The organism is Halobacillus trueperi, from assembly GCF_003386945.1.
Taxonomy (GTDB): domain Bacteria; phylum Bacillota; class Bacilli; order Bacillales; family Halobacillaceae; genus Halobacillus; species Halobacillus aidingensis.
Genome location: NZ_QUAE01000002.1, coordinates 190801 through 214595, shown reverse-complemented (window position 1 = coordinate 214595; position 23795 = coordinate 190801). Strand labels below are relative to the sequence as shown.

General features: G+C 40.5%; 29 protein-coding genes. 19 read left to right on the top strand and 10 right to left on the bottom strand.

Features of this window, described 5'->3' with window-relative positions; genetic code table 11:
• Positions 1 to 74 precede the first annotated feature (74 nt).
• The 6 genes from DYE48_RS03685 (at position 75) to phoU (ending at position 6883) form a co-directional block, all read left to right on the top strand.
• Positions 75 to 2222 (top strand): peptidoglycan D,D-transpeptidase FtsI family protein, encoded by a 2148-nt coding sequence (locus DYE48_RS03685; RefSeq protein ID WP_115822468.1) that lies wholly within the window; start codon positions 75 to 77, stop codon positions 2220 to 2222.
• 208 nt (positions 2223 to 2430) lie between these two features.
• Positions 2431 to 3429 carry a PstS family phosphate ABC transporter substrate-binding protein gene (locus tag DYE48_RS03680; protein WP_115822467.1) on the top strand — a complete coding sequence of 333 codons (999 nt, stop codon included), beginning with the start codon at positions 2431 to 2433 and terminating at the stop codon, positions 3427 to 3429.
• A gap of 78 nt (positions 3430 to 3507) precedes the next feature.
• The gene (gene pstC / locus DYE48_RS03675; RefSeq protein WP_089651714.1) at positions 3508 to 4455 is read left to right on the top strand and encodes a phosphate ABC transporter permease subunit PstC; all 948 of its coding nucleotides are present in this window, start codon (positions 3508 to 3510) and stop codon (positions 4453 to 4455) included.
• The gene (pstA, locus tag DYE48_RS03670) at positions 4455 to 5333 is read left to right on the top strand and encodes a phosphate ABC transporter permease PstA (protein WP_115822466.1); all 879 of its coding nucleotides are present in this window, start codon (positions 4455 to 4457) and stop codon (positions 5331 to 5333) included. Before pstC ends, pstA begins: the two co-directional genes overlap by 1 nt.
• Before the next feature lie 22 nt (positions 5334 to 5355).
• Positions 5356 to 6204 (top strand): phosphate ABC transporter ATP-binding protein PstB, encoded by an 849-nt coding sequence (gene pstB / locus DYE48_RS03665; protein ID WP_115822465.1) that lies wholly within the window; start codon positions 5356 to 5358, stop codon positions 6202 to 6204.
• Between the two features lie 19 nt (positions 6205 to 6223).
• On the top strand, positions 6224 to 6883 hold the full coding sequence (gene phoU / locus DYE48_RS03660; protein ID WP_089651716.1) for a phosphate signaling complex protein PhoU: 660 nt from the start codon (positions 6224 to 6226) through the stop codon (positions 6881 to 6883).
• A 190-nt stretch (positions 6884 to 7073) separates the two neighbouring features.
• On the opposite strand, the gene DYE48_RS03655 is transcribed toward phoU, so the two are convergent.
• Together DYE48_RS03655 and DYE48_RS03650 are read right to left on the bottom strand one after the other, a co-directional pair.
• The gene (locus tag DYE48_RS03655) at positions 7074 to 7523 is read right to left on the bottom strand and encodes an endolytic transglycosylase MltG (protein ID WP_115822464.1); all 450 of its coding nucleotides are present in this window, start codon (positions 7521 to 7523) and stop codon (positions 7074 to 7076) included.
• Positions 7520 to 7897: a hypothetical protein gene (locus tag DYE48_RS03650; protein ID WP_115822463.1), complete on the bottom strand. Its 378-nt coding sequence runs from the start codon at positions 7895 to 7897 to the stop codon at positions 7520 to 7522. The genes DYE48_RS03655 and DYE48_RS03650 overlap by 4 nt, the downstream gene beginning before the upstream one ends.
• Positions 7898 to 8080: 183 nt before the next feature.
• Between DYE48_RS03650 and rpmG the strand changes: the two genes are divergently transcribed.
• From rpmG to DYE48_RS03625, 5 genes are all read left to right on the top strand, one after another.
• Positions 8081 to 8230, top strand: coding sequence for a 50S ribosomal protein L33 (gene rpmG, locus DYE48_RS03645; RefSeq protein ID WP_035509116.1), 150 nt, complete (start codon positions 8081 to 8083; stop codon positions 8228 to 8230).
• A 491-nt stretch (positions 8231 to 8721) separates the two neighbouring features.
• Entirely contained in the window at positions 8722 to 9291 is a 570-nt protein-coding gene (locus DYE48_RS03640) for a 5-formyltetrahydrofolate cyclo-ligase (protein ID WP_115822462.1), read from the top strand.
• A 92-nt stretch (positions 9292 to 9383) separates the two neighbouring features.
• On the top strand, positions 9384 to 10367 hold the full coding sequence (locus DYE48_RS03635) for an L-lactate dehydrogenase (protein WP_115822461.1): 984 nt from the start codon (positions 9384 to 9386) through the stop codon (positions 10365 to 10367).
• Positions 10368 to 10397: 30 nt separating this feature from the next.
• Positions 10398 to 10583 (top strand): hypothetical protein, encoded by a 186-nt coding sequence (locus DYE48_RS03630; protein ID WP_115822460.1) that lies wholly within the window; start codon positions 10398 to 10400, stop codon positions 10581 to 10583.
• A 109-nt stretch (positions 10584 to 10692) separates the two neighbouring features.
• Positions 10693 to 12225, top strand: a complete 1533-nt coding sequence (locus DYE48_RS03625) for a rhomboid family intramembrane serine protease (protein WP_115822459.1) — start codon at positions 10693 to 10695, stop codon at positions 12223 to 12225.
• Here DYE48_RS03625 and DYE48_RS03620 read toward each other — a convergent pair.
• A complete protein-coding gene (locus DYE48_RS03620; protein ID WP_244199369.1) occupies positions 12222 to 13073 on the bottom strand; it encodes a hypothetical protein in 852 nt (283 codons plus the stop codon). The two genes, DYE48_RS03625 and DYE48_RS03620, sit on opposite strands and share 4 nt — an antisense overlap.
• Before the next feature lie 138 nt (positions 13074 to 13211).
• On the opposite strand from DYE48_RS03620, the gene DYE48_RS03615 reads away from it, so the two are divergent.
• The 6 genes from DYE48_RS03615 to DYE48_RS03590 all read left to right on the top strand — a co-directional run bounded on the left by DYE48_RS03615 (position 13212) and on the right by DYE48_RS03590 (position 19975).
• Positions 13212 to 14693: a spore germination protein gene (locus DYE48_RS03615; protein ID WP_115822457.1), complete on the top strand. Its 1482-nt coding sequence runs from the start codon at positions 13212 to 13214 to the stop codon at positions 14691 to 14693.
• 66 nt (positions 14694 to 14759) lie between these two features.
• The gene (locus tag DYE48_RS03610) at positions 14760 to 14978 is read left to right on the top strand and encodes a YqgQ family protein (protein WP_115822456.1); all 219 of its coding nucleotides are present in this window, start codon (positions 14760 to 14762) and stop codon (positions 14976 to 14978) included.
• Positions 14975 to 15931 carry an ROK family glucokinase gene (locus DYE48_RS03605; RefSeq protein ID WP_115822455.1) on the top strand — a complete coding sequence of 319 codons (957 nt, stop codon included), beginning with the start codon at positions 14975 to 14977 and terminating at the stop codon, positions 15929 to 15931. Before DYE48_RS03610 ends, DYE48_RS03605 begins: the two co-directional genes overlap by 4 nt.
• A gap of 299 nt (positions 15932 to 16230) precedes the next feature.
• On the top strand, positions 16231 to 18111 hold the full coding sequence (locus tag DYE48_RS03600) for an LTA synthase family protein (RefSeq protein WP_115822454.1): 1881 nt from the start codon (positions 16231 to 16233) through the stop codon (positions 18109 to 18111).
• A 375-nt stretch (positions 18112 to 18486) separates the two neighbouring features.
• Positions 18487 to 19173 (top strand): ABC transporter ATP-binding protein, encoded by a 687-nt coding sequence (locus DYE48_RS03595; RefSeq protein WP_115822453.1) that lies wholly within the window; start codon positions 18487 to 18489, stop codon positions 19171 to 19173.
• A 13-nt stretch (positions 19174 to 19186) separates the two neighbouring features.
• Complete coding sequence (locus DYE48_RS03590) at positions 19187 to 19975, top strand: ABC transporter permease (RefSeq protein ID WP_115822452.1); 789 nt, start codon at positions 19187 to 19189, stop codon at positions 19973 to 19975.
• 54 nt (positions 19976 to 20029) lie between these two features.
• Here DYE48_RS03590 and DYE48_RS03585 read toward each other — a convergent pair whose 3' ends face one another.
• Positions 20030 to 20203 carry a DUF2759 domain-containing protein gene (locus DYE48_RS03585; RefSeq protein ID WP_307725367.1) on the bottom strand — a complete coding sequence of 58 codons (174 nt, stop codon included), beginning with the start codon at positions 20201 to 20203 and terminating at the stop codon, positions 20030 to 20032.
• A gap of 184 nt (positions 20204 to 20387) precedes the next feature.
• On the opposite strand from DYE48_RS03585, the gene DYE48_RS03580 reads away from it, so the two are divergent.
• Positions 20388 to 21011: an MBL fold metallo-hydrolase gene (locus DYE48_RS03580; RefSeq protein WP_115822451.1), complete on the top strand. Its 624-nt coding sequence runs from the start codon at positions 20388 to 20390 to the stop codon at positions 21009 to 21011.
• Between the two features lie 72 nt (positions 21012 to 21083).
• Here the strand turns inward: DYE48_RS03580 and DYE48_RS03575 are convergent, their stop codons facing one another.
• Entirely contained in the window at positions 21084 to 21329 is a 246-nt protein-coding gene (locus DYE48_RS03575; protein ID WP_089651732.1) for a DUF2626 domain-containing protein, read from the bottom strand.
• Positions 21330 to 21575: 246 nt separating this feature from the next.
• Here DYE48_RS03575 and DYE48_RS03570 point away from each other — a divergent pair, with 246 nt between their 5' ends.
• Complete coding sequence (locus DYE48_RS03570; RefSeq protein ID WP_089651733.1) at positions 21576 to 21959, top strand: Spx/MgsR family RNA polymerase-binding regulatory protein; 384 nt, start codon at positions 21576 to 21578, stop codon at positions 21957 to 21959.
• A gap of 31 nt (positions 21960 to 21990) precedes the next feature.
• Here DYE48_RS03570 and DYE48_RS03565 read toward each other — a convergent pair whose 3' ends face one another.
• From DYE48_RS03565 to comGC, 5 genes are read right to left on the bottom strand one after another with little or no spacing between them, the layout of a single operon-like run.
• A complete protein-coding gene (locus DYE48_RS03565; RefSeq protein WP_115822450.1) occupies positions 21991 to 22365 on the bottom strand; it encodes a hypothetical protein in 375 nt (124 codons plus the stop codon).
• Entirely contained in the window at positions 22328 to 22744 is a 417-nt protein-coding gene (locus DYE48_RS03560) for a competence type IV pilus minor pilin ComGF (RefSeq protein WP_167449438.1), read from the bottom strand. Before DYE48_RS03560 ends, DYE48_RS03565 begins: the two co-directional genes overlap by 38 nt.
• Entirely contained in the window at positions 22728 to 23060 is a 333-nt protein-coding gene (locus DYE48_RS03555; RefSeq protein WP_167449437.1) for a type II secretion system protein, read from the bottom strand. Before DYE48_RS03555 ends, DYE48_RS03560 begins: the two co-directional genes overlap by 17 nt.
• Positions 23047 to 23499, bottom strand: a complete 453-nt coding sequence (gene comGD / locus DYE48_RS20995; RefSeq protein WP_147299264.1) for a competence type IV pilus minor pilin ComGD — start codon at positions 23497 to 23499, stop codon at positions 23047 to 23049. The genes DYE48_RS03555 and comGD overlap by 14 nt, the downstream gene beginning before the upstream one ends.
• On the bottom strand, positions 23471 to 23788 hold the full coding sequence (gene comGC, locus DYE48_RS03550; protein ID WP_115822447.1) for a competence type IV pilus major pilin ComGC: 318 nt from the start codon (positions 23786 to 23788) through the stop codon (positions 23471 to 23473). Before comGC ends, comGD begins: the two co-directional genes overlap by 29 nt.
• Positions 23789 to 23795: the final 7 nt, after the last annotated feature.

The following is a 23795-nucleotide window of genomic DNA, read 5'->3' as shown; positions in this document are numbered from 1 at the left end:
CATGAGCTTCGTCTATTCTATGGTGCATAAAAAATGCTATAATGAATGAAGCATGAAAAGAAGGAGAGGAGTTCATGGGAAAGAAGCAAAAAAACAAATCGAAGCACAAGTCACACCTTTCTTTCCGATTGAACGTGGTGTTTTTTGTTGTATTCCTAATATTTTCTGGGATCATACTTCAACTTGGGGTCGTTCAAATTCTAAACGGGGAAGAGGCCCAGGAAGAAATTAACCGTACAGAAAACACAACGACCAGCATACCAGTACCCAGGGGAGAAATGTATGATCGATATGGCCGTGTAGTGGTTGATAACCAGCCGTTGTATTCAATTACCTATACACCTCCAAAAGGTGTTCAACCTAAAGATAAGCTGCAATTAGCTGAAGAAATATCTAAATATATAGATATGGAATTTGAAGGGAAGTTAACGGATAGAGATCTTAAGGAGTACTTCTTTCTTCAAAATCAGGAAGAAGTTACTGCGCGTATTGAAGATGAGGATACATCAGAATTGGATAATGGTGAAGTCTATCAACTTCAATTAGATAGCATTAGAAAAGACGAAATTGCTGGCTATGACAACCAAACGAAGGAGATCATAGCAATTAAGAAGGAATTAGACAAAGCCTATGCTCTTGCTCCTCACGTTTTGAAAAATACGGATATCTCTGAAAGGGAATATTCTGTTGTGGCCGAACACTTAGCTGAGTTGCCCGGGATCAATGTGACATCGGATTGGGAGCGTACATATCCATATGATTCTGTTTTCCGCAGTTATATTGGCAGCATTACTTCGAAAGAACAAGGTGTTCCGCGAGATAAACTGGATTATTTCATGTCGCTGGATTACAGCCGTAATGATCGAGTAGGTACAAGTGGGCTGGAACAAGAGTATGAGGATGTACTGAGAGGTACGAAAGAAAAGGTCCAATACGAAACGGATAAGAACAATAATGTAATTAATTCCAAGGTGATTCGTGAAGGAGAGAAAGGCAAAGATCTCGTCCTGACGATTGATATGGAATTGCAAGAACGAGTCAACAAGATTGTTCAGGAGGAGCTGGAAGCAGCAATTCGCAAAGCGCCTGGTCCAAACAGACACCTGGAAAATTCGGTTGCGGTCGTCTCCGATCCAAATACAGGAGAAATTTTGGCGATTACAGGTCAAACCTACAACAGAAATCCTGAAGAGGGGGAATCCAGATTCTCCGATACATCCCATCAGGCTCTTTATAATTCCTATATGCCTGGATCCATAGTAAAAGGAGCAACTGTCTTGACTGGTTTACATGAAGGGGCCGTGACACCTAATACTTGGATCAATGATAAACCTATAACAATTGCTGGAAGGCAAAAAGGTTCCTACACGTCTAATATAGGTACAGTCAATGATATTGCAGCTCTTCAACAATCCTCAAACGTCTATATGTACTTCCTTGCGATGTACTTGGGTGAAGAGTATAGCAACAATTATGATATGAACTATCTGTCTTTAAAAGATGGAACATTTGATAATTTCATTTTTAATTTTAATCAGCTAGGCCTTGGCGTAAAAACAGGTATAGACTTCCCTTATGAAGGTTTAGGAGTCACTGGTGAAATTGGGAACCCAGGACACATCCTGGACTTCTCCATCGGACAATTCAGCACTTATACGCCGATGCAGTTAAACCAATATGTATCCACCATAGCTAATGGCGGTGACAGAATGAGGCCAAGATTGGTGAAAAGTGTTCATGAGCCGTCACTAGAAGATGGACTGGGTCCTTTGTACAAAGATTATAGTCCACAGGTGTTGAACCAATTAGAAATGGATCAGTCATATATTGAAAGAGTCCAGGAAGGGTTCAGGCAAGTGGCTCAAACAAATCAGGGGACAGCCAGTCATGTGTTCTCTAAAGAGCCTTATGCAAAGTATAATATGGCTGTCAAAACAGGAACAGCACAAGCATTCAAAGCTGTGTTTGATGAAAATGGGGAAAGAACAACCTATAAGAATCTATTGAATAAAACCTTAGTTGGATATGCACCCTCGAATGATCCTGAAATTGCTTTCTCCATTGTCTCCCCTTATTTAGGAGAAAACGCAACAAGCACGTTTGATATCAGCAACAAAATTGGTGCACGGATCGGGCAAGCGTATTTTGAACTGAAAGAGGAACGTAAAGAGAACGGTATACAAGCGAATAATTCAGATGAAGAAGCAGAAACTGAGGAGTGATACGACAAGTATCACTCCTTTTTTATATTAACGGAAGAATTGTGTGGATTATCCAAACATAAGGGTGTTTATTCAACAAAAAACGCCAATTTACAAAACCTTTACGTTTGATTCATATGTCATTAAAACTCTCTCGTTAATATATAAAATGTGAGATGGCCAAGCCGTCGAACAAAAAACATAACCACAAATATAGGGGGAGAAAGAAATGAAAAACTTTAAAAGTTTAGCACTAATGCTAATGTTCATCCTAGTGCTGGGAGTACTTGCTGCATGCGGAGGATCTGAAGAGGAACCAGCAGCTGAAGAAGGCAACAACTCAGAAGAAGGCACAAACGCTGAAGGCTCAGAAGAAGTATCCGGACCAATCGCGATTGATGGATCTTCTACTGTATTCCCGATCATGGAAAACTTGACTTACACTTACAATCAGGAAAACCCTGATGTGAACGTAACAGTAAACTCTTCCGGTTCCGGCGGTGGATTCAAAAAATCCACAGTAGGCGAAATTGACTTAAGTAATGCTTCTCGTCCTATTAAAGAAGAAGAAATGGCAACTGCTGAAGAAAACGGCATTCAATTGGAAGAACTTGAACTAGCTTATGATGGTCTTTCTGTTGTTGTTAGTCAACAAAACGATTTCGTTGAAGAATTGACAATTGATCAGTTGAAACAAATTTTCCTTGAATCTTCAGACGCTACAATGTGGTCTGATATCAATCCAGAATGGCCAGAAGAAGAAATTAAAATCTTCAGCCCTGGACATGATTCCGGTACATTCGACTACTTCAATGAAGTAATTCTAGAAGAAGAGCCGATGAAAGAAGGAGAAAATACTACACTTTCTGAAGATGACAACGTACTTGTGCGCGGTATTGAAAACGATCCAAACGCAATCGGTTTCTTCGGATATGCTTACTATGCTGAAAATGAAGATGTATTGAAAGTTCTTGGAATTTCTGAAGACGGTGAAGAATATGTGAAGCCAAATGGTGAAACAATCCAAGACGGTTCTTACACACCACTTTCCCGTCCGCTATTCACTTATGTAAACGTGAATGCATATAAAGAAAAACCACAAGTTCGTGACTTCGTAGAGTACACATTGAACAATGCTGGGAAAGCTGCTGAAGAAGTTGGGTATGTAGCTCTTCCAGAAGATAAGTATCAAGAGCAACTTGAAACAGCGAAAAGCTGGGCAGAGTAATTGATTTGAAAACCTAACAAGGAGGGTGAGACTTTATTGGGGTCTCACCTTGCCTTATGGATGAGAGGAGTTTTTAACATGGACAAGGGGTTACAATCAGAGGGGAAAATGATTGACGTCCAACAAATGATTGAAAGGAATAAGAAGAAGAAGAGTTTCGGGGAAAGAATAGAGAAAATCATTCCTTTTTTCTTGCTTCTTTGTGCTGCAGTTAGTGTCCTAACAACTGTAGGGATATTATTTACTTTGTTGAGAGAGTCTATTGGCTTCTTTTCCAATGTGTCTTTAGTTGATTTTTATACAGGAACAAGTTGGTCACCATGGTCCGGTGAGTATGGGGTTGCTCCATTGATTGGGGGTACATTACTCATCACTTTGATCGCCACGCTTGTAGCTGTACCTTTGGGGCTCATGTCGGCCATATTTTTGAGTGAATATGCAAATGATAAAGTAAGACGTGTGATCAAACCTGTGCTCGAAGTTTTAGCAGGAATCCCGACTGTCGTTTATGGTTATTTTGCTTTGACATTCATTACACCAATGTTTCAATCCTTCATTCCTGATTTAGGGATTTTCAACGCCCTAAGTGGTGGCTTTGTTGTCGGAATCATGATTATTCCTATGGTCGCATCTCTTTCAGAAGATGCTATGAACTCTGTTCCTAATGCTTTAAGGGAAGGAGCTTACGGATTAGGTGCAACAAAATTAGAAGTTGTATTTAAGGTGGTTTTACCTGCTGCACTATCCGGAATCATCGCATCCATTGTTCTTGCTATATCAAGAGCTATCGGAGAAACAATGATTGTAACGATCGCAGCAGGGGCTACACCTAATCTGACATTCAATCCGACAGAATCGATCCAAACCATGACTGCTTTCATTGTGCAAGCAGCAACAGGTGATACCACTTTCGGATCTACCATTTATTACAGTTTGTATGCAGTAGGGATGACGTTGTTTGTCTTCACACTCGTCATGAACCTTATTGCTCAGTACATTTCTCGTAAGTTCAGGGAGGAATATTGATGCTTGGTCAAAATGAACAAAATATCAAGAAACGTATGGAAGGGAGAGTAGCCTTCAACAAAGTCCTTATGGTCTTGTTTGGTATGGCTACTGCAGTGGGATTAGTCTTTCTAGTCTTACTTTTTTATCGTGTATTGACTCAAGGAATTGGTTATCTAAGTCTTGACTATATTTTGAACTTCCCAGCACCCTATCCGGAAGAAGCGGGTATTTATGCTGGTTTGATCGGTTCAGTATTCTTAATGATTATTGTTGCTATTTTTGCTGTCATTATAGGTGTTGCGACAGCGATCTATTTGGAAGAGTACGCACCTAAAAATAAGTTTACGGAATTTATCAGAGTAAACATTCAAAACTTAGCTGGGGTGCCTTCCATTGTGTTCGGACTACTAGGATTAACGTTCTTCGTTTATATGTTTAATTTCGGTTATACACTCATTGCTGGTGGACTAACGATGGCATTGTTGATTCTTCCTGTTATCGTAGTAGCTGCCCAAGAAGCTGTTCGTTCGGTTCCGGCCGAAATTAAAGAAGCATCCTATGGCATGGGAGCTTCTAAATGGCAAACCATTGCACGAGTGATTTTACCAGCTGCAATTCCGGGAATTCTTACCGGAGCAATTATCGCTTTGTCTCGTGCAATTGGTGAGACTGCGCCTTTAATTATCGTAGGTGCAGCCACTGCGATCTACACGTTACCGGAGTCATTACTTGCTAAATACACGGTGATGCCGATTCAGATCTATAACTGGACAGGTAGACCACAGGAAGAATGGCAGTATGTAGCAGGAGCAGGAATCATTGTTCTTTTAGCCGTGTTGCTACTCATGAATTCAATTGCTGTTTTGATCAGAAACAAATATCAACGTCGTCTTTAATTAGGATGAGGAGGGTTTCAATATGAATAAAGTAATGGAAGAGAAAACAAATAAAAAGGTGAACCAGAGAACAGCGAAGCCTGAGGTTAAAAAAGAGGGAATTAAAAAAGAGAAAACGAATAGCATTATCGAAGTCAATGATTTGAACTTATGGTATGGCTCTGATCAAGCTTTATACGAAGTAAGCATGGTGGTACCAGAGAAACAGGTGACAGCAATTATCGGGCCTTCGGGTTGCGGAAAATCAACATTCTTAAAGACATTAAACCGCATGGTGGAAATGGTGCCGATTGTAAAGACTTCCGGTTCCATTAAATATCGTGACCAGGAAATCTTCAACAGTAAATATAAAGAAGAATACCTTCGTACGAAGGTAGGTATGGTTTTCCAAAAGCCTAACCCGTTTCCTAAGAGTGTGTATGATAACGTAGCTTACGGACCAAGAATCCATGGAATTAAAAAGAAAGAAGTATTAGATCAAATCGTTGAGAAAAGTTTAAGAGGTGCGGCGATTTGGGATGAGCTGAAAGATCGTCTAAATGAAAATGCTTATGGTCTATCTGGTGGTCAGCAGCAGCGTGTATGTATCGCACGTGCTCTAGCGGTTGAACCGGATGTTATCTTAATGGACGAGCCGACTTCAGCTCTAGACCCGATTTCTACGGCAAAAGTAGAAGAGCTTGTTCAGGAGTTAAAAGAAAAATACAGCATTATTATTGTCACGCACAACATGCAGCAGGCCGCTCGTATTTCAGATAAAACAGCCTTCTTCTTAAATGGAGAATTAATCGAGTTCGCTGACACAGATAACTTGTTCCAGAACCCTCACGATAAGCGAACAGAGGACTATATTACTGGACGCTTCGGCTAATTTTTTAGGGGGGATATCCATGTCAATCCGTGTTCATTTTGAAGAAGAACTCGAAGATTTAAAGAAACAAATTAAAGAGTTAGCTCATAATGTAAAAGATTCACTCGACCAAGCGATCTATGTCCTATATCAAGGGGACGTTGAGGCGGCAAAAAAAATCCTGGAGGATGATGCAGCCATCGATCGTAAGGAAGAAAAGATAAACGATGATGCTATTCTGATGCTGGCAAAGCAACAGCCGGTAGCAAGGGATTTGAGAAGGATCATCATTGCTATAAAAATTTCTAGCGATTTAGAACGTATGGCCGATCACTCGACCAATATTGCGAAGGCAACGATTCATTTAGGTGAAGAGCATGGCATTGAAATTGACCCTGAGCTACGTGAAATGGCTGTCCTTGCTATGGATATGGTGGATTTGGCAATCAAATCCTTTGAGTATGAAGATATATCGTTAGCGAAGAAGCTTGCTGAAATGGATGATGTTGTAGACAAAAAGTATGGTTCGATTGTAAAAGAAATGCTGGAATTGACGGCGATTAATCCAGAACAGATCCAGCACATTATGCAGATGGCTTATGTAGCCAGGTATATTGAAAGGTTCGCTGATCATATTACGAACATCGGCGAAAGTATATTTTATCTGGTAAAGGGAAGAACTTACGATTTGAATAAATAATAGAAGAGAAGACATGAATAGATTGTTTCGGTTCATGTCTTTTAGTATTAACGTATTTGCCGTCTTTCGTTATTAGATGACGGTTATATGATTCTATATATGATGTATAGACCTCCTTAGATGCTTAAAAGGGTGGGGAGATTACGTTAATTTTAAAAGAAAAAAGAAGCCACAAAAAATACGGCTTCTTTTACTTCGATGTAATAGCTTCAGCAATTTCTTGAAGCGACATTTCTGAATTTAGAGTAGCTTGACCAATTTGTATATAACGGCTATAGTCATTTTCTTTCATAAAGGATTCAAACGCAGCATCATCTTTAATGATATTGGCCTGCAGCAGTTTTTCACTGATATCATCTGTTGTAGTACCTGAGACGATGTCAATGGAAAAGGTCGATATAGGTTCCTCAACAGGGGTAGGAGTCGATGCTTCTCTATTATCGTTTTCCTTGAGAGTTTCCCACTCATCCGTAGTTAAAGTTCGATATCCTTCCCTTTCGAGCTGTTCAATCAACTCTTCCGTTTTATACTCTTTTTCTACGGCTGTCGTGGATGTCGCATTTGTGTTCCAGTAGGATATAGCAAACACAAGAACCGCCGTAAGTAAACCTAGGGCGTAAGATCGTGTCCATTGTTTCATGTTTGAACACCGCCACTTTTTTGCTGTTGTATCATCGAATGGACATCATGCTCACTCAAATTCGTCTGTTTTGCTATGTAATGGGTCTTATAGCCTTTTTGATACATGGATCGAACAGTATCGACTAATGGAAGGGTTTGAGGTGCTTCTTTTTTCTTCGGAGGCTGGTTCATTATTTCTTGAGTTAAATCTTCAGCCAGAAGCTCTTCTTCCAAAACCTTCATTTTCTTTTTGAGCTGGTAGTTGCTTTGCATCATTGTCATATTGACCTGTTCGACTTGGTTTTCTAGTTCTTTCATGCGGTCATTCATAAAAAATGAAAGAACGAAAAGACCAAGGGCAACAGCAGCCATTGTACCAATCACATAAATCAAGCTGTATCACTCCTTTGGTTATCCACGTTTATTTATATCATAGAAACAGAGGCATGGCTATGGGATATTTCGCCGTTTTTACATGAATAACTACTTGAAAGGTCCAACTGTTTTTGGTATTATGAATTAGTCTGATAATGTGAATGAGACAGTGAATAGCTTTTATGATTAGGAGGAATAATAATGCGCGTAAACATTACACTTGCATGCACCGAAACTGGTGACCGCAATTATATTAGCACAAAAAACAAGCGTAAAAACCCAGAGCGTCTTGAGCTTATGAAATACAGCCCACGCGTTGGGAAGCACACGCTTCACCGTGAAACAAAGTAAGCAGTAGGATTATTTCCTACTGTTTTTTTTATATCTAAACCTCTGCTAATCGCCTGTATATTCGTTATTAAACAATATGGCAGGATTGTGGAAGACTCGATTTCGAGACTTTTCGTGGTTCGCTTGCCGTGTTGTGCGTCAGGGGTGGTTGGGAAGCTACTCGCTTTCCTGTGGATGAGCGCCGAGCTTCCTCGGACTACGTCCTGCGGGATCTCGCCTATCTCCTTCTTCCACGGGAGTCTCGCAGTTTCCCAACCACCCCATTCTATGAAGGTAAGAAACGAAACCTTTACTGTGGGAGGGGGCCTTCCACTATCCTGGTGTTATAAGCATAAAGCGCTCTATAACAAGCTTTTCGCATGCAGAATAGCGTCCTTAGGAGTTCATTCCCCTCCGCCCCCATCCACTCCACAAAAGTCTCGAAACTGAGTCTTCCACAAACGGGAGCTTTTGTAAAATTAATCTTATGAGTAGAAGATGAGGTGTGGAAAATGGAAAAGAACGAACTCAGGTTCAAAGGTAAGAAGATTCTTCAGGACATTAGTGTGAAAGAGCGACTCTTTATAGAAGCAAAAATGCAGGAGGAATTGTTCAACAGTGAAATTTGGAAGGATGCCCATATAGTGGGTGTCACGTTATCTCAAACGCATGAATGGTCTACAGAACCTATTATTGAGGAAGGGTGGCGGACCGGCAAGAAGATGGTCGTGCCAAAATGTATTCCTGAGAGTAGGCAGATGGAATTTTACCACCTGGAGAAGTATGATCAATTGGAGAGAGTCTATTTTGGTTTAAGAGAACCCAAGCCTGAAGCCTCAGCGCTGGTGAAGAAAAATGATATTGATCTTCTTCTTGTACCAGGGCTATTGTTTAATGAAAAAGGATACAGAATAGGTTACGGCGGGGGATATTTTGATCGTTTCATTGAAGGGTTTCCGGGGAAGACATTAATGATTGCATCGGATCGACAAGAATACTCACCACTTCCTTTCGAAGAATTTGACCAGAGAGTGGAATACGTGCTTACAGAAAGCGGCGTTCGATCTACATACTATCTTTAGTTCTGAGGATGTCACAAAACATTCATTCATTGTGAAGTATTGAGCAAACTTATGAGTTATAATGGGGTTAGATTAAATGAGGAGGGGTTGGATTGGAACATGTAAATCGAGTGGCACTAATCGGTACGGGTGCGGTAGGTTCCAGCTATGCGTTTGCTTTATTGAACCAGGGAGTTGCAGATGAATTGGTCATGATTGATTTGAACAAAGAAAAGTCGGAAGGCGATGCGATGGATCTGAATCATGGCCTTGCTTTTGCTCCTGCAAACAAGAAGATATGGTTTGGGGACTATGCTGATTGTGAAAGTGCGGATATTGTCGTCATTACAGCAGGGGCGAATCAGAAACCCGGCGAAACAAGGTTGGATTTGCTTGAAAAAAACACGGCCATATTTAAGTCCATTGTTGATTCCGTAATGGAGAGTGGTTTTGATGGTATTTTCCTTGTAGCAACAAACCCTGTTGATATCTTAACCTATATGACATGGAAGTTTTCCGGCCTTCCTGCTGAACGTGTTATTGGGTCAGGGACAATCCTTGATACAGCTCGACTACGTTTCAAGCTCAGTGAATACTTCAATATCGATACACGTAATGTCCATGCGTATATTATGGGGGAGCACGGAGACTCTGAGCTCCCGGTTTGGAGTCACGCAAACGTCGCTGGACGCTCTGTGTTCGACCGTATCAAAGACCATCCTGATTTGTATGATGAAAAAGACCTTGAAGGTATTTTTGAACAGGTCAGAGATGCCGCCTATCACATTATCGAACGCAAAGGAGCCACTCATTATGGGATCGCAATGGGGCTTGTTCGTTTAACAAAAGCGATTCTTCACAATGAAAACGCGGTTTTGACTGTATCGGGTTATCTACAGGGTCAGTATGGCATGGATGATCTCTATATAGGTGTGCCTGCGATTGTTAATCGAAGAGGAATTCAAGAAATCATTGAATTGAATCTTGATCAAGATGAAATGGAAAAGTTTCATGCGTCTGCTTCCTTATTAAAGGAAACGATGAAACCTGTCATTCATAACTATGTGTATAAGGATGGGGACTCTAGTGAAAGATAAGTTCACCTAACAAAAGAAGAGGTGGATGAGATGCGTCAATTTTTCAGATGGGTCATGATCATCGGCTCGGTTGTAGCAACGATTTATAAGTACCGATACAAAGCGTTGGACTTCGTTACGAAAATCCCTTTTCTTCGGAAGATCCTTGTCCGGTTGTCCATGAACATTCCTTGGATTCGGCAAAAATTTCTTTCACAAATGTTCCGTGGGCTATGAATATAATAAGCTGTCAGGATATATTCCTGGCGGCTTTTTTCAATGCTTTCAGTTAGCTCCTTAACAAAGGGGCATGATATGATGTAGGTGTTATTGAGGGGGATGCAACGTGTTTATTGAACAAGAATATTATTTATGGAAACTTACCTATGACCTGGTTGTAGCACAAGACTTTCAAGTGCTTAACATGAGTACAGAACGAGGGGAAGTTTGGCTTGAGAAAGAACATGATTGGCAGACGCATGTCATCCGTTTATCTCATAAACAAATCAATTGGAAGAATGAATTGCGGAGGGACCTGGAAAAATCATATCGACAGTTGTCTCAAAACAAAAAATTATTCCGAGGCGGAAAAGTCCAATTCCATGTTCTGTATGTTTCGGAGTACCCTCCTGTGGAAGAGTGGGAGAATGTTGAAAATGATATCCCTTCATCACAAAAAAATCCAATTTTTCTTTACTATATGGATGATAAAAACAAAACATTAGAAAAGAAGAAGCTTTATGATGCCTTTCAATTAGAACAACCTCTCATTGATCAGAAGATTAGTGAAACCGAAATGGAGGCCATGCTTCCATACTTGAAACATCAGCTTGTCAAAAAACAACAAGATCAAAGAAGACAAGTTATGTCGATATTCGATTATGGCAAACCTCGAATGACCTACTTTTTACTTGCTGTCAATGTATTAATTTTTCTTTACATTGAATGGGTGGGTGATAGTACTTCAGTAGAAACCCTTATACAATACGGTGCAAAATTCAATCCAGCAATCGTGGACGGGGCATGGTGGAGGATCGCCACCTCTATGTTTCTACATATAGGGTTTCTCCATCTATTTATGAATATGTTCGCCCTTTACTACTTAGGTACTGCCGTTGAAAAGTTGTACGGGACGTGGCGTTTCACCTGGACCTATCTACTTTCGGGTTTGTTTGGCGGTATGGCGAGTTTTATGTTGAATCCTCATGTGGCAGCTGGAGCATCAGGCGCCATTTTCGGTTTGTTTGGGGCGCTCTTGTTCTTTGGTGTCCAGCATAAACAGTTGTTTTTCCGAACAATGGGTTGGAATCTCATTTTTATCGTCATCATCAATATTTCATTCGGATTGCTCGTTCCTCAAATTGATAATGGAGCACATATCGGAGGAATGATCGGCGGTTTCTTTGCCACTGCGGTCGTACGAATGCCAAAGCAGAGGGATAGGTCTAAACAGTTGATTGCTTTTGTGATTTATTTATTGCTTATCTCAGGTATGGCGGTTACTGGCTATATGGGACTTTTCAATGATGAGGAAGGGTTGAGCGAGGTCCAGGAGACACAGGAGTTAAATCAATCGGGTGACTATGACGAAGTGATTGAAATCACTAGTAAAGCCTTGGAGGAACCTGGTAAATATGAAGCTGCTCTTCTTTTCAATCGATCTTTTGCGTATTTACAAAAAGGCGAAACCAGTGCAGCAAAGAAAGATTTGCTCCGTGTCCTTGAACTCTCCCCTGAGATGGCAGAAGCTCATTATAATTTAGCCCTCTTATACCAACAGGTAGGAGAAGAAGAGAAAGCGGCTGACCATGCGGAACGAGCCGCTGACATTAATCCTGATCAAAAGGATTTTAAAGAACTCTTCGACAACCTCCGTTAATAGGACTGAATGAGGCGATGTTTTTTCCCAGTATCATCCTCATAAAGGACGATCAAATGCTTTCCTTTTTTATCAAAAAGAATGAGTGGAATATAGCTTTGTATAGGGTGGGAGGATTTTGTATCACTAATGCCCACCACATAGTTTTTATACAAACCTTCCCAAAGTTGTCCTTTTATTCGTTCTGAGTCATCTTCATTCGTTCCAGGTAGCGGCTTGTCTTCAAATGCTGCGAGTTCAGTCAATGGAACAAGGGTGTAATCTTCTTTGTTGATGCCGTAGTATGTTAGCAACTCTTCCCATTGGACTTCGAGTTGTTGCTGAATGGAATGATCCAGTCGCTGTTTCCATTCTTCCTCCTCTTGATTTGCTGGTTCTTTGAATGCGGTTCGTTTTGAATGGGGAGAGTCGATAACATAAAGCTCGTCCTTCGAGCTTGCTTGGATGCTTCTTATCGGACCACTATCCTCATGTATTTCCCCGTGGTGGAAAGAGATAGCCTGGTATTTCTGACTATCTTCTCCGTGTAATGACGTTTCTTTCTTTATTTTTGATGTGTTTTCCTCCCACTTGCTCACCACACCTTTTAGTCTCCCATTTACATATAAAAGGGAGACGTCCTGTCTCAAGTACATGGCTTTATCACTCTCTGAGAACATATTCCATAGAATCTCATACTCGTCCTCATCTTCCTCGGAAGCGAAATTCAAGGTAGTCCCGTAAGAATGAAACCCACTTCCTTCATCTAAAGGGAAATATTTGATGACTGACTCTTCATTAAAATATTGAGTATATAATGCGATGAATATGGCTAAGGCCAAAGGAACAAGTACCCAATGTACCCACACTTTTCTCAAACCATCATCTCCTCATACATCCTCTCTGCATAGGTGATCTATAGTTCAGGATATGTCCCATTTTCCACGGACATGCGTATAATCCTACCTCTTCCTTCTGTGTATGAATAATTAAATTTGGAAGAAACTATGCAAAGAAGGTTAAGAGGAGGATGCGTTTTGGAAGAACAACGTTTATTTGATAGTTATGAAAAAAATGTATCGTATCTCAAAGATCGGCTTGGAGTGGAAGAAAGTTTCGACATGGTTCATCTTGATCTTGTCTACGCTGGACGAGGCATGTCCTTATTTCTCGTAGATGGCTTTGTAAAAGATGATATTCTTCACTATTTAATGAAGCTCCTCTCAAAGTTGGACCCAGATCAACTGGACCCGGATCCTCTTGAGAAGTTATTGAAAACCCATCTTCCTTATGTGGAGTTAGAGAAGAAAAAAGATTTGAATGCAGCTGCGGATTGGGTGTTAGCAGGCCCCACAGCGTTAGTCGTCGAAGGCGTCGATGAAATCATTATGATTGACGCTCGTACTTATCCTGTTCGTGGACTGCAAGAGCCTGATCTCGAAAGAGTAGTGAGAGGATCGAGAGACGGTTTCGTAGAGACTATTATCTTCAATACGGCTTTGACGAGAAGAAGAATCAGAGACCGTTCTTTAAGAATGGAATATTTGCAAATCGGACGCCGATCATTAACGGACGTGTGTATTTGTTACGTCAAGGATATTGCAGATTCCGACCGGGTCGAAGAATTGAAGAAAGTATTACAGGACATTGATACGGATGCACTCCCGATGGCCGAAAAGACCATTGATGAATATATCAGTGGCCGATATTGGAACCCCTATCCAGTCATCCGGTACACAGAACGTCCTGATACGGCAGCTGCCCACCTTTATGAAGGGCATATTCTCGTAATTATAGATGGATCACCGAGTGTCATGATTACTCCATCAACCTTTTGGCACCATTTACAACATGCAGAAGAATATCGACAAAAACCGTTGGTAGGCGCTTATTTGCGTGCCGTGCGATTTTTCGCTTTCTTTGCGTCGATCTTTATTTTGCCCCTGTATTTTCTTTTCTCTAAAAGGCCGGATTTGCTTCCTGAAGCCCTCGCATTTATTGGACCTACGGACACGGGAACCCTGCCGCTCATCGTCCAGTTTCTAATTGCAGAAATAGGCATCGATATGCTTCGTATGGCAGCGATCCATACTCCATCTACGTTAGGGACCGCTCTTGGTTTAGTGGCTGCCATATTGATTGGCCAAGTAGCTGTAGAGGTTGGGATGTTCTCAAGCGAAGTGGTTTTATATTTAGCTCTTGCTGCTATTGGGACGTTTGCTACTCCTAGTTACGAATTTGGACTGGCTGATCGGATAACAAGGCTTGTGCTGCTTCTCATAACTGGCTTATTCGGGTTAAAAGGGTATGTATTAGGGATTACTCTTTGGCTGCTTTATATTTCCAGCATGAAGTCATTCAAAACACCATACTTATGGCCGTTCCTACCTTTCTCATGGAAACCACTAAGAGATGTCTTGCTCCGTTCTCCGATACCTTTGAAAAACCGGAGACCGGCATTTTTACACCCAGATGACCCTGATCGATGATCGATCGGGGTTTTTTACGTTTTCAAGTTTGAAAGGTATTGGTATAATGAATGGTGGTGATGAAGAATGAAAACGATTTATGATATTCAGCAGTACTTGAAAAAATTTGGAACGATCATTTACATAGGTGACAGGTTGGCCGATTTAGAAATGATGGAAGATGAAGTAAGGGAGTTGTACAAGGCCCAATGCATGCCGTCAGAAGACTATCAGATGGCCATACTGCTTTTAAGAAGTGAAATCGCGAAACAAAAGGATCGTCTATTAGGGGAGGAAAAGCGATGAGTCATTACTATATTGGTGCAGACATCGGTGGAACAACAGTAAAATTGGCTATTATTGAGGAAAACGGAACAATCACTAAAAAGTGGGAGATCCCAACCAATACTGACAATCAGGGAGAAGCCATTCCTTCTGATATCGCAGCGTCCATTTCAAACACTTTGAAAGAAGAGGCCATTGACACGTCGATGGTTGTAGGGATTGGCGCAGGAGCACCAGGGTTTGTTGATACGACAACAGGTTATATTCATGAAGCCGTAAATATTGGTTGGAAAGATTTTGACTTCGGAAACCTTCTCAAAGATTTGACAGGAATGACTGTATGGGTAGATAACGATGCTAATTTGGCTGCTTTAGGTGAGAATTGGCTCGGTGCCGGAGAAGGGTGCACAGAACTGATTGCGGTTACTCTTGGTACTGGTGTAGGTGGTGGCATTATTGCAAACGGGCAGATTCTTAATGGAGCCAATGGTACAGCAGCAGAACTAGGCCATGTCACAGTTGTACCTGATGGTGGAGCTCCTTGTAACTGTGGAAAAACCGGATGTCTTGAGACCGTTTCTTCAGCGACTGGTATTGTAAGAAAGGCAAAAGAAGCAGCGGAAAAATACCCGGAATCTAAGCTGAATGCGTATTTAAATGATGCGACGTTGACCTCCAAGGATGTATTTGAAGCAGCCAAGGATGGCGATAAAGCAGCGAGTGGTGTGATTGCGGAAGTCACAGATGTCCTTGGAATGGCGATTGCAAACATGGCAATTGCTATCAACCCGGAAAAAATCGTGATTGGCGGCGGAGTATCCAAGGCAGGAGAATTGCTGCTGGAACCCCTTGAAAAAGCTTATCGGAAATATGCCTTACCAAGAACGGCTGAAGCGTCGAGTTTTGGCATTGCGGAATTAGGGAATGATGCCGGTGTCATTGGTGGAGCTTTCTTAGTTAAAAAGAATAATTAAAAAAGTTGGAGCCTCGGGGCTCCAACTTTTTTATGTTTCATTTGTATAATATTTGTAAAAAGATTTTAACCGCTAGGACTTCTTTTTATAATGTTTTTGTCTTATGATAAGAAAAGCTCCATCACATCATTTTGAAAATGATGGAAATTGTAAATTTAATGAAACCTTTATGGGACCATTTACGTCATATATGAAGAAAGAGTTTAATATGGATTATAAGTGGAAATTGTTAAAGAAGATAAGGAACCTGGTTAATTTTTGTTAAAAAGGACCAGTATCGTACTAGAGGAGGAACCATGATGCAATGGAGAATGAAGAACATGCCATTATTTATCATTGCGACATTGTTATTTGGTCTGAAGACATATGTCGTGTATAGATTCATGTTCGATTTATCGATTGAGAATCCAATGCAAGAATTCATACTTTTATTTAATCCGATTGCCAGTGCCTATTTGATTTTCGCCATCAGTGTATGGATGAAACCTAAAAATCAAATGAAATATTTACGATGGACGACGTTGATCGGTTCATTGGTCTTATTCTTAAACTTGATTTTCTATAGGAACTTTACAGACTTTATTACCATTCCTGTATTATTCCAGGGGAACAACGCCGCAGACCTTACAGGAAGTTTTTTGACATTGCTTCACATCGAAGACATTTTCATCTTCGCTGATGTGGCACTCGTATGGTATTTGAGCCGACAAAAGTTTGACCTTACTGTAAAACTCCCGAAACGTGGGAAAATTGCAGCTACAGCTGTAACATTTTTGCTTTTGGCAGGGAATGTTGTGCTTGCAGAGATTGAACGTCCGATGCTTTTTGTACGGGCCTTTGACCGGGAATACCTTGTGAAGAATATTGGTATATACAACTACCACCTTTATGATGCTACGATGCAAACGAAAACAAAGGCTCAGCGCGTCTTTGCTGATGGCAGTGAAATCAGTGAAATAGAAACGTATTTAAAAGAAACTTCTCCTGATCAAACGAATAAAGATTCCGAGCTATATGGCATTGCAGAAGATAAAAACGTTATTTTTGTAAGTGTCGAGTCTTTCCAGAACTTCCTGTTTGATTCAGAGATCAATGGTACAGAAACGACGCCGTTCCTTAATGATTTGAAACAAAGCAATAACACGATCACCTTTGAAAACTTCTATCATCAAACAGCACAAGGGAAAACATCCGATTCGGAGTTTATTGTTGAAAATTCCCTTTACCCGTTGGGAAGAGGCTCTGTGTATTTCACACATGCAGGGAATGAATACAATGCTTTGCCTGAAATATTGAATGAAGAAGGTTATGAAACATCTGTTTTTCATGCCAATAACGCAAGCTTTTGGAACAGGGACGTCATGTATGACAATGTAGGGTATGACCAGTTCTATGATGAGAAATCTTACGAAGTGACCCCTGAAAACTCTTTTGGTTGGGGACTGGAAGACAAAGCATTTTTTGAACAATCCATTAAATATTTGCAATCACAGGAAAAACCGTTCTACAGTAAGTTCATTACTTTGACTCACCATTTTCCATTTGAACTTCCTGAGGAAAAAGCGAATATCGATAAATATGATTCCAATTCAAAAACGTTGAATTCTTATTTTCAAACCGCTCGTTACACGGATGAAGCATTGGAACAATTTTTCCAGCAGTTGAAAGATGCCGGTATTTATGAAGATTCCATTATTGTTCTTATGGGTGACCATTATGGGATTAGTGATTTTCACAATAAAGCCATGGGTCAATTCCTAGGAAAAGAAGTAGACCCTTATGTGCAAACACAACTACAGCGAGTTCCATTTATGATCCACATTCCAGGATATGAAGGTGGGGGAGTACAAGATAAGGTTGTCGGTCAAATTGATGTTAAACCGACATTACTCCATCTCCTTGGTATTGAAGAGAATGGAGATTTAACTTTCGGTGATAATATGTTCGCCGAAAAAAATAAAGACTTCGTTGCTTTAAGAGACGGCAGCTTCATTACAAAAGATTATTTGTACTCAAATGAAACGTGTTATGATCGCTCCTCAGGAGAGCCTCTTCCTGAAGAGAACGCACAGGCCTGCCAACCCATTAAAGAAAAAGTGAGCAAAGAAATGAATTACTCGGATAATATCATTTATGGTGACTTGTTCAGGTTTTACGATTTTGATCACTCAGAAAAATAAGGAAAAGCCGCTGGGACATTGTCTTAGCGGCTTTATTTTTGTTTGTGTAAGAAATGAGAAACTTTCGATATGAAAACGGTTAGGCCCAAAAGGCATCTGAAGCGAATATCCAGTCATAAGCGGCCTTAAAATTTAGATATCTTAATAAAAACCTGATAAGCTTTATAAAGGAGGAGGAGGTTTATTTGAATTTTGATGGAAAGTCTCATTAAATCCCATCCTCTAAAGTGAAAATTTAGTAATCGAGGCATACGGAGGAACAGGGAGCGTTGATAGAAACACTAAAGCAGCTTTTACTCCGCTATTCACATAAATTCATACATATAAGGGTAATGATATTTACAAACAACGTTTTATGGAGAGAGAGGGAATGGTATGTTTCGTTTTGAGCATGTGTACCAAGGGGTTCTTCAAGATATTAATTTTACAATTGAAAAGCAGGACAAAGTCATCCTCTTCGGCCCTTCAGGCGCGGGGAAGAGTACATTATTATTCTTATTGAACCGTCTGAATGACCCAGATCAGGGGGATATTTACTTTAACGGGAAATCGATTGAAGAACATTCCATCACTGCCTTAAGAAAACAAGTGGGTCTCGTCTTGCAGGCACCTAATTTATTTCCGGGAACCGTATTGGATAACATTAAATACGGACCATCATTGTTTGGTGATTGGGAAGAACAGCAAGGGAAAAAATTATTGGATTACGTTCAACTCCCTTCCGATTATTTGGAAAGAGATGTGGATCAGCTTTCGGGCGGGGAGAAACAACGGGTATCCCTGGCAAGGACTTTGGCCAATTCACCCGAAGTTTTACTACTCGATGAGCCGACCAGCGCCCTGGATTATCGCACGGCAGAAGAAATTGAAGAGGTTCTGGAGTGCTTGATGGAAGAACATAAACTCACGATGCTCATGGTTACTCATAACTTAAATCAAGCACGGAGGCTTGGGAATCGGGGATTATTTATTAGTGATGGACGGATCGTAGAAGACGGAAAAATACCGGATATGCTTGATCATCCGAAAACAGAAGAACTTGCGAAGTTTTTAGAGCAGTAGGGAGGAAGAAGATTTGGAACCAGAAATATCGAATCAGTCACTATTCTTTTTAATCATATTCGTCATCGTTCCTTTAGCATTGTCTTATTATTACCAACTGGGTGTGAGCAAAAATGTCATTTGGTCTACGGGTAGAGGAACGGTCCAACTGTTTGCTATCGGTTACATATTAACATTCCTTTTTGATCTACCTGCTCGTTACGGCATCCCATTCATGTTGACAGTCATGATCATCATTGCAACCTTTCATGCCAGGCAAAAAGGGAAGGACTTGCCTTATGTCGGGTTTATTCTTTTTGGAGGCCTTTTGGCCATTGAGGTCGGAGTGCTGAGTTTGTGGCTTCTATTTGACATGATCCAGTTTAAACCTTCAGAGGTCATTCCGATGAGTGGAATGGTCATTGGCAACAGTATGACTGCTATGGGGCTTGCTCTTGAACGAATGAAGAATGAGTTTAAAGAAAACAACGGCCGGTTGCTCGCTTCCTTATCCTTAGGAGCAGAACCGAAGCAGGCCTCTCATCTGATTGTTCAAAATACGTTGCATGCTTCTTTAATACCTAACGTCGACCGGCTAAAAACCATAGGTCTTGTTCAGCTTCCGGGAATGATGACTGGTTTGATTCTGGGTGGTGTTTCACCTGTTATGGCCATCAAGTATCAGTTAGTCATCTCTCTCAGTATTTTTTCTTCCGTTTCATTGAGTGCCATGTTCATTACTTTATGTATGTACAGGTACTTTTTCAACAAAAACAAACAGTTGTTGCAAACGGATGAAGAAATTAGAAGTTCTCGTTCCTGATATAATCCCTATAAAAAAGCAAGCAGACCTAATAGGTCTGCTTGCTTTCACTGTTTAACCGAATAAGTTGTACCAGATGGTCATGACTGAGAACCATCCGAAAATCAATGCTGATGCACCTGCAAAAAGAACAGCAAAGAAGTTTTTTGTTTTAAGTTCACGGAAAATTGCCCAAACACACAAGATTGTTACGAGTAAAAGAAGAATAGCTGTTACCAAATTCAGCACCCCCTAAGTCTCTTTTCATTATTATCATCCACAAAGGATAGATGTTATACTATATGTAGTTATTATTGGTACTTATCTATTTTATAGTATAAACAAAAAATTGTCGAGTTATCTACATCTTTTTTACACATTGTACGATAAAGCCAATAAATTTAAAAAGAAACGAATAAATGAGGTGTAAAGAATGAAGAAAATAACCAGGTTACCGCTTGGGCCGATAGCGACGAATGCTTATATCATCCATGAAAATCATAAAGCGCTGGTCATTGATCCAGGTGGAGATTTTGAGAAGTTACAGAACTACTTACAGGAAAGAGAACTTGATGTCATTGCGGTCCTACTAACACATGCACACTTCGATCATATTGGAGCCGTAGATGCCGTAAGGGATGCTTATGGGGCTCCGGTGTACATACATGAAAAAGAAGCAGAATGGCTGGGGGATCCAGAAAAGAACGGTTCTGCCTTATTCGGGTTAGGGGAAATTACTGCTCGACCAGCGGATCACTACTTTGAAATAGGTCAAATGCAAATAGGTAACTTCCCATTTGAAGTCCGTCATACCCCGGGACATTCGCCAGGAAGTGTTTCCTTTGTCTTTAGGAACCAGCGTCTTACGATTGCTGGAGACACCTTGTTCCAAAGGGGCATCGGACGTACAGATTTACCCGGAGGAAGCAGGGAAGTTCTTGAGACAAGCATTAAAGAACAGCTTCTTCCTTTACGTAATGACATGCGCATCTTTCCAGGCCACGGCCAGCCGACAACAATAGGAGAAGAGCGGGAAGAAAACCCGTTTCTAACCTAATCAGTGCCATGAAAAAGAAGAGATAGAAAAAGAACCTGTCATCCTTTTTATAAGGATGACAGGTTCTTTTGTTTAGTGGCCACCAAATCCTGGTACTAAGATAAAGGAACAATAATACGTAAATCCGATCATGAAGACTGTCAAGTATGAGAAAAATATGTACACATACATACGTTCTGACAGCTTAAGGTAACCAATAGTAAGGAAAAAAGCCGTTTGAACTAGAGATAATAAGGAAGCTTCCATCATATCGCCTGTATAGAACATGACAGCGAAGATACCTGTCCAAAAGGCCATTACTCGAAACATACGATCCATGCTTTTTTCCCCCTCCTTTTCTATCGTTAAACTATCATTCATATTATAAACGACCCGGATACAATTGTAAATAAAACGTATTCATCTTTCATTTCTCAGTATTTGTATTCCCGCTTGTCCTTATTCCTTAACCCTCCAAGTTGTGAAAATTATTTGTCTAATAGAAAAAAGGAGTTTAAAATATTGTACAAAGGTTATACAATCAATATACAATAAAGTTATACAAAAAAGCGAGGAGCGTTAAACATGGAAAAGTTAAAATTCTACACATACCCAAGTTGTACATCCTGTCGACGCACGAAATCATGGTTAAAGAGTCAAGGGGTGGATTTTAACGAACAGCACCTGTTTCGTGAAACTCCTACCGCTGAGGAATTGAGGAGAATCTTGTCACTTACCACCCACGGGATTGATGAAATTTTAGCGAAAAGAAGCAAAGAATTTAAAACGCTTGACCTAGATGTAGAGGACCTAACATTGAATGAATTTCTAGAGCTGGTCATTGAGAAGCCTAAGCTGTTAAGGCGGCCGATTTTGACGAATGGAGATAAATTAGTCATCGGTTATGATTTGGATGGACTACGTGGGATTACAGATAAACGGATGGAATATAAACAAAACATTTCATAAAAGCATTGTCCCTCGATGAGGGGCGATTTTTTTATGGTCTTTGGAAAGTTCTTACCTGAGATTGATTACCGTTTACTACTATATTCCATAGGCATACCCATTGACTTTCTTCACGTGTGCATTCCGCCAAGCTTTCACCATCCGGTGTAAGAAAGGCAGAAGAGTATTGCTTTTGTTCTAAAGGGATTGTTTTTAATTCTGCATCCAATTTCATTCGTGAAGTGTCGAGGATATGTTGTTTTACAACCGAAGCTTGATGACTTTTGATAAGGATCAGGTGGTTTTTATACTGGTTGATGGTTGTTAATGTGACAATGAGAAGTAAAAAGCAAAAAATGAGCACCCAGGGGAAGACGATGCCATGCGCATTATGGAAGATGGATTTTTCTCGTGTAGGGTTGATCATGAATTTTTACCTCCATAAGAATTGAAGGAGATTCATGTACAAAAGAAATAGCTCCTACATTTTGAATGAGGGTTTCGTGTCCAGATCCGTCGACGGTTCGCCTGAAGATTTTTCCATACTTCTCCATGACAATATGGCGGTTTTGCTTATCAATCAATGAGATGGAATGATCTGAAACGTTGTAGGAACGACATTGGTTGATTTCCCATTGGATCACTGCGCTCAGCTGATCAACCGATAATTCAGAGTAATAGTCATATCCTTTTAGTAAAGAAAATAAGGGGACGGAGATCGTTAATAGAATCATGGTCGCCATTAGGCTGATCAATACTTCCGACAATGTAAACGCTCTTTCACTTGTCCTATTCCCTTTTTTCATGCAAACAGAACTCCTTGTTTTCATTTCTCTGGTTTTTCCATAATACGCAGCCTGCGATCCATTCTTCTTCTGATTGAAAGACTAGAGTGATTTCATGAGGCAATTGATGTTTTGCTGTATAAGGAAGTGGACCATTCCTTATCCTGTGTTCAAAGAATTCGTTATGAAGTAGTGAGATGGCTTCTCTTTCTGTTTGAAGATCCTTTTGGGCAGTCCTTATTTCGGTAAGTAAAGGAAGAGTAAATAGTGTGATGATCGTTAAAAGTGTAAAAGCACATAGGGTCTCAAGCAGCGTGAAGCCCTCAGATCTCTTCAATGCGTAACCTGCTTGATCCGAAAGGGAAAACGACTTTATACGTTTTATGTGGTGCATACAGGTACATCGTTCCTGCTCTTTGAATGATTCCCTTCTGATTGAATCGCACCGTTGGCTGTAGGGTAGTCAAACGCATCCCCCATTTCTCGGGCAATTTTCTATGGAAGATTGTTTTTCTTTCTTTTGTGTCATATAAAAAATAGCCTCCTGATTCTTGGTCGAAATTCACCGTATAGTAAGCATGTTCGTTCATGGAAAGGTGTTGGGTGAGGAGAAGGTCTTCCTTTAGTTGTTGAAGAGTAAGGGTTGCTTCAAGGTTTTGATAGGTGCGGTACTGTAAAGGGATGAAACAAGAGAGCAGAATGGACCAGCATAATAAAACGATGACCATTTCTGTAAAGGTGTAACCGTTATGTGCCTTCTGTTGGTGCTTGTTCACTTACATCTCCTTCTGAGCTTATGATCAATTTCGTACCATCTGGACATGTATCCTGCGATATATACTCTTCATCCACCAACGTTTGAATAGAGGCTGGGAACGCTCCTGTTTCAATGAAGTACGCCTGGACTTGGGCCTCTACGGTTTTTTGAAGGGCTTCACACCCTTTTGCCTTTACGGAATCACTGTTCTTAGACATGTTAGGGATTGTAATGATCAGCAGTACGGAGATGACAAGCAAAACAATGAGCATCTCAATTAATGTGAATCCTTTTTCGTTTTTTAACATGAGGGTT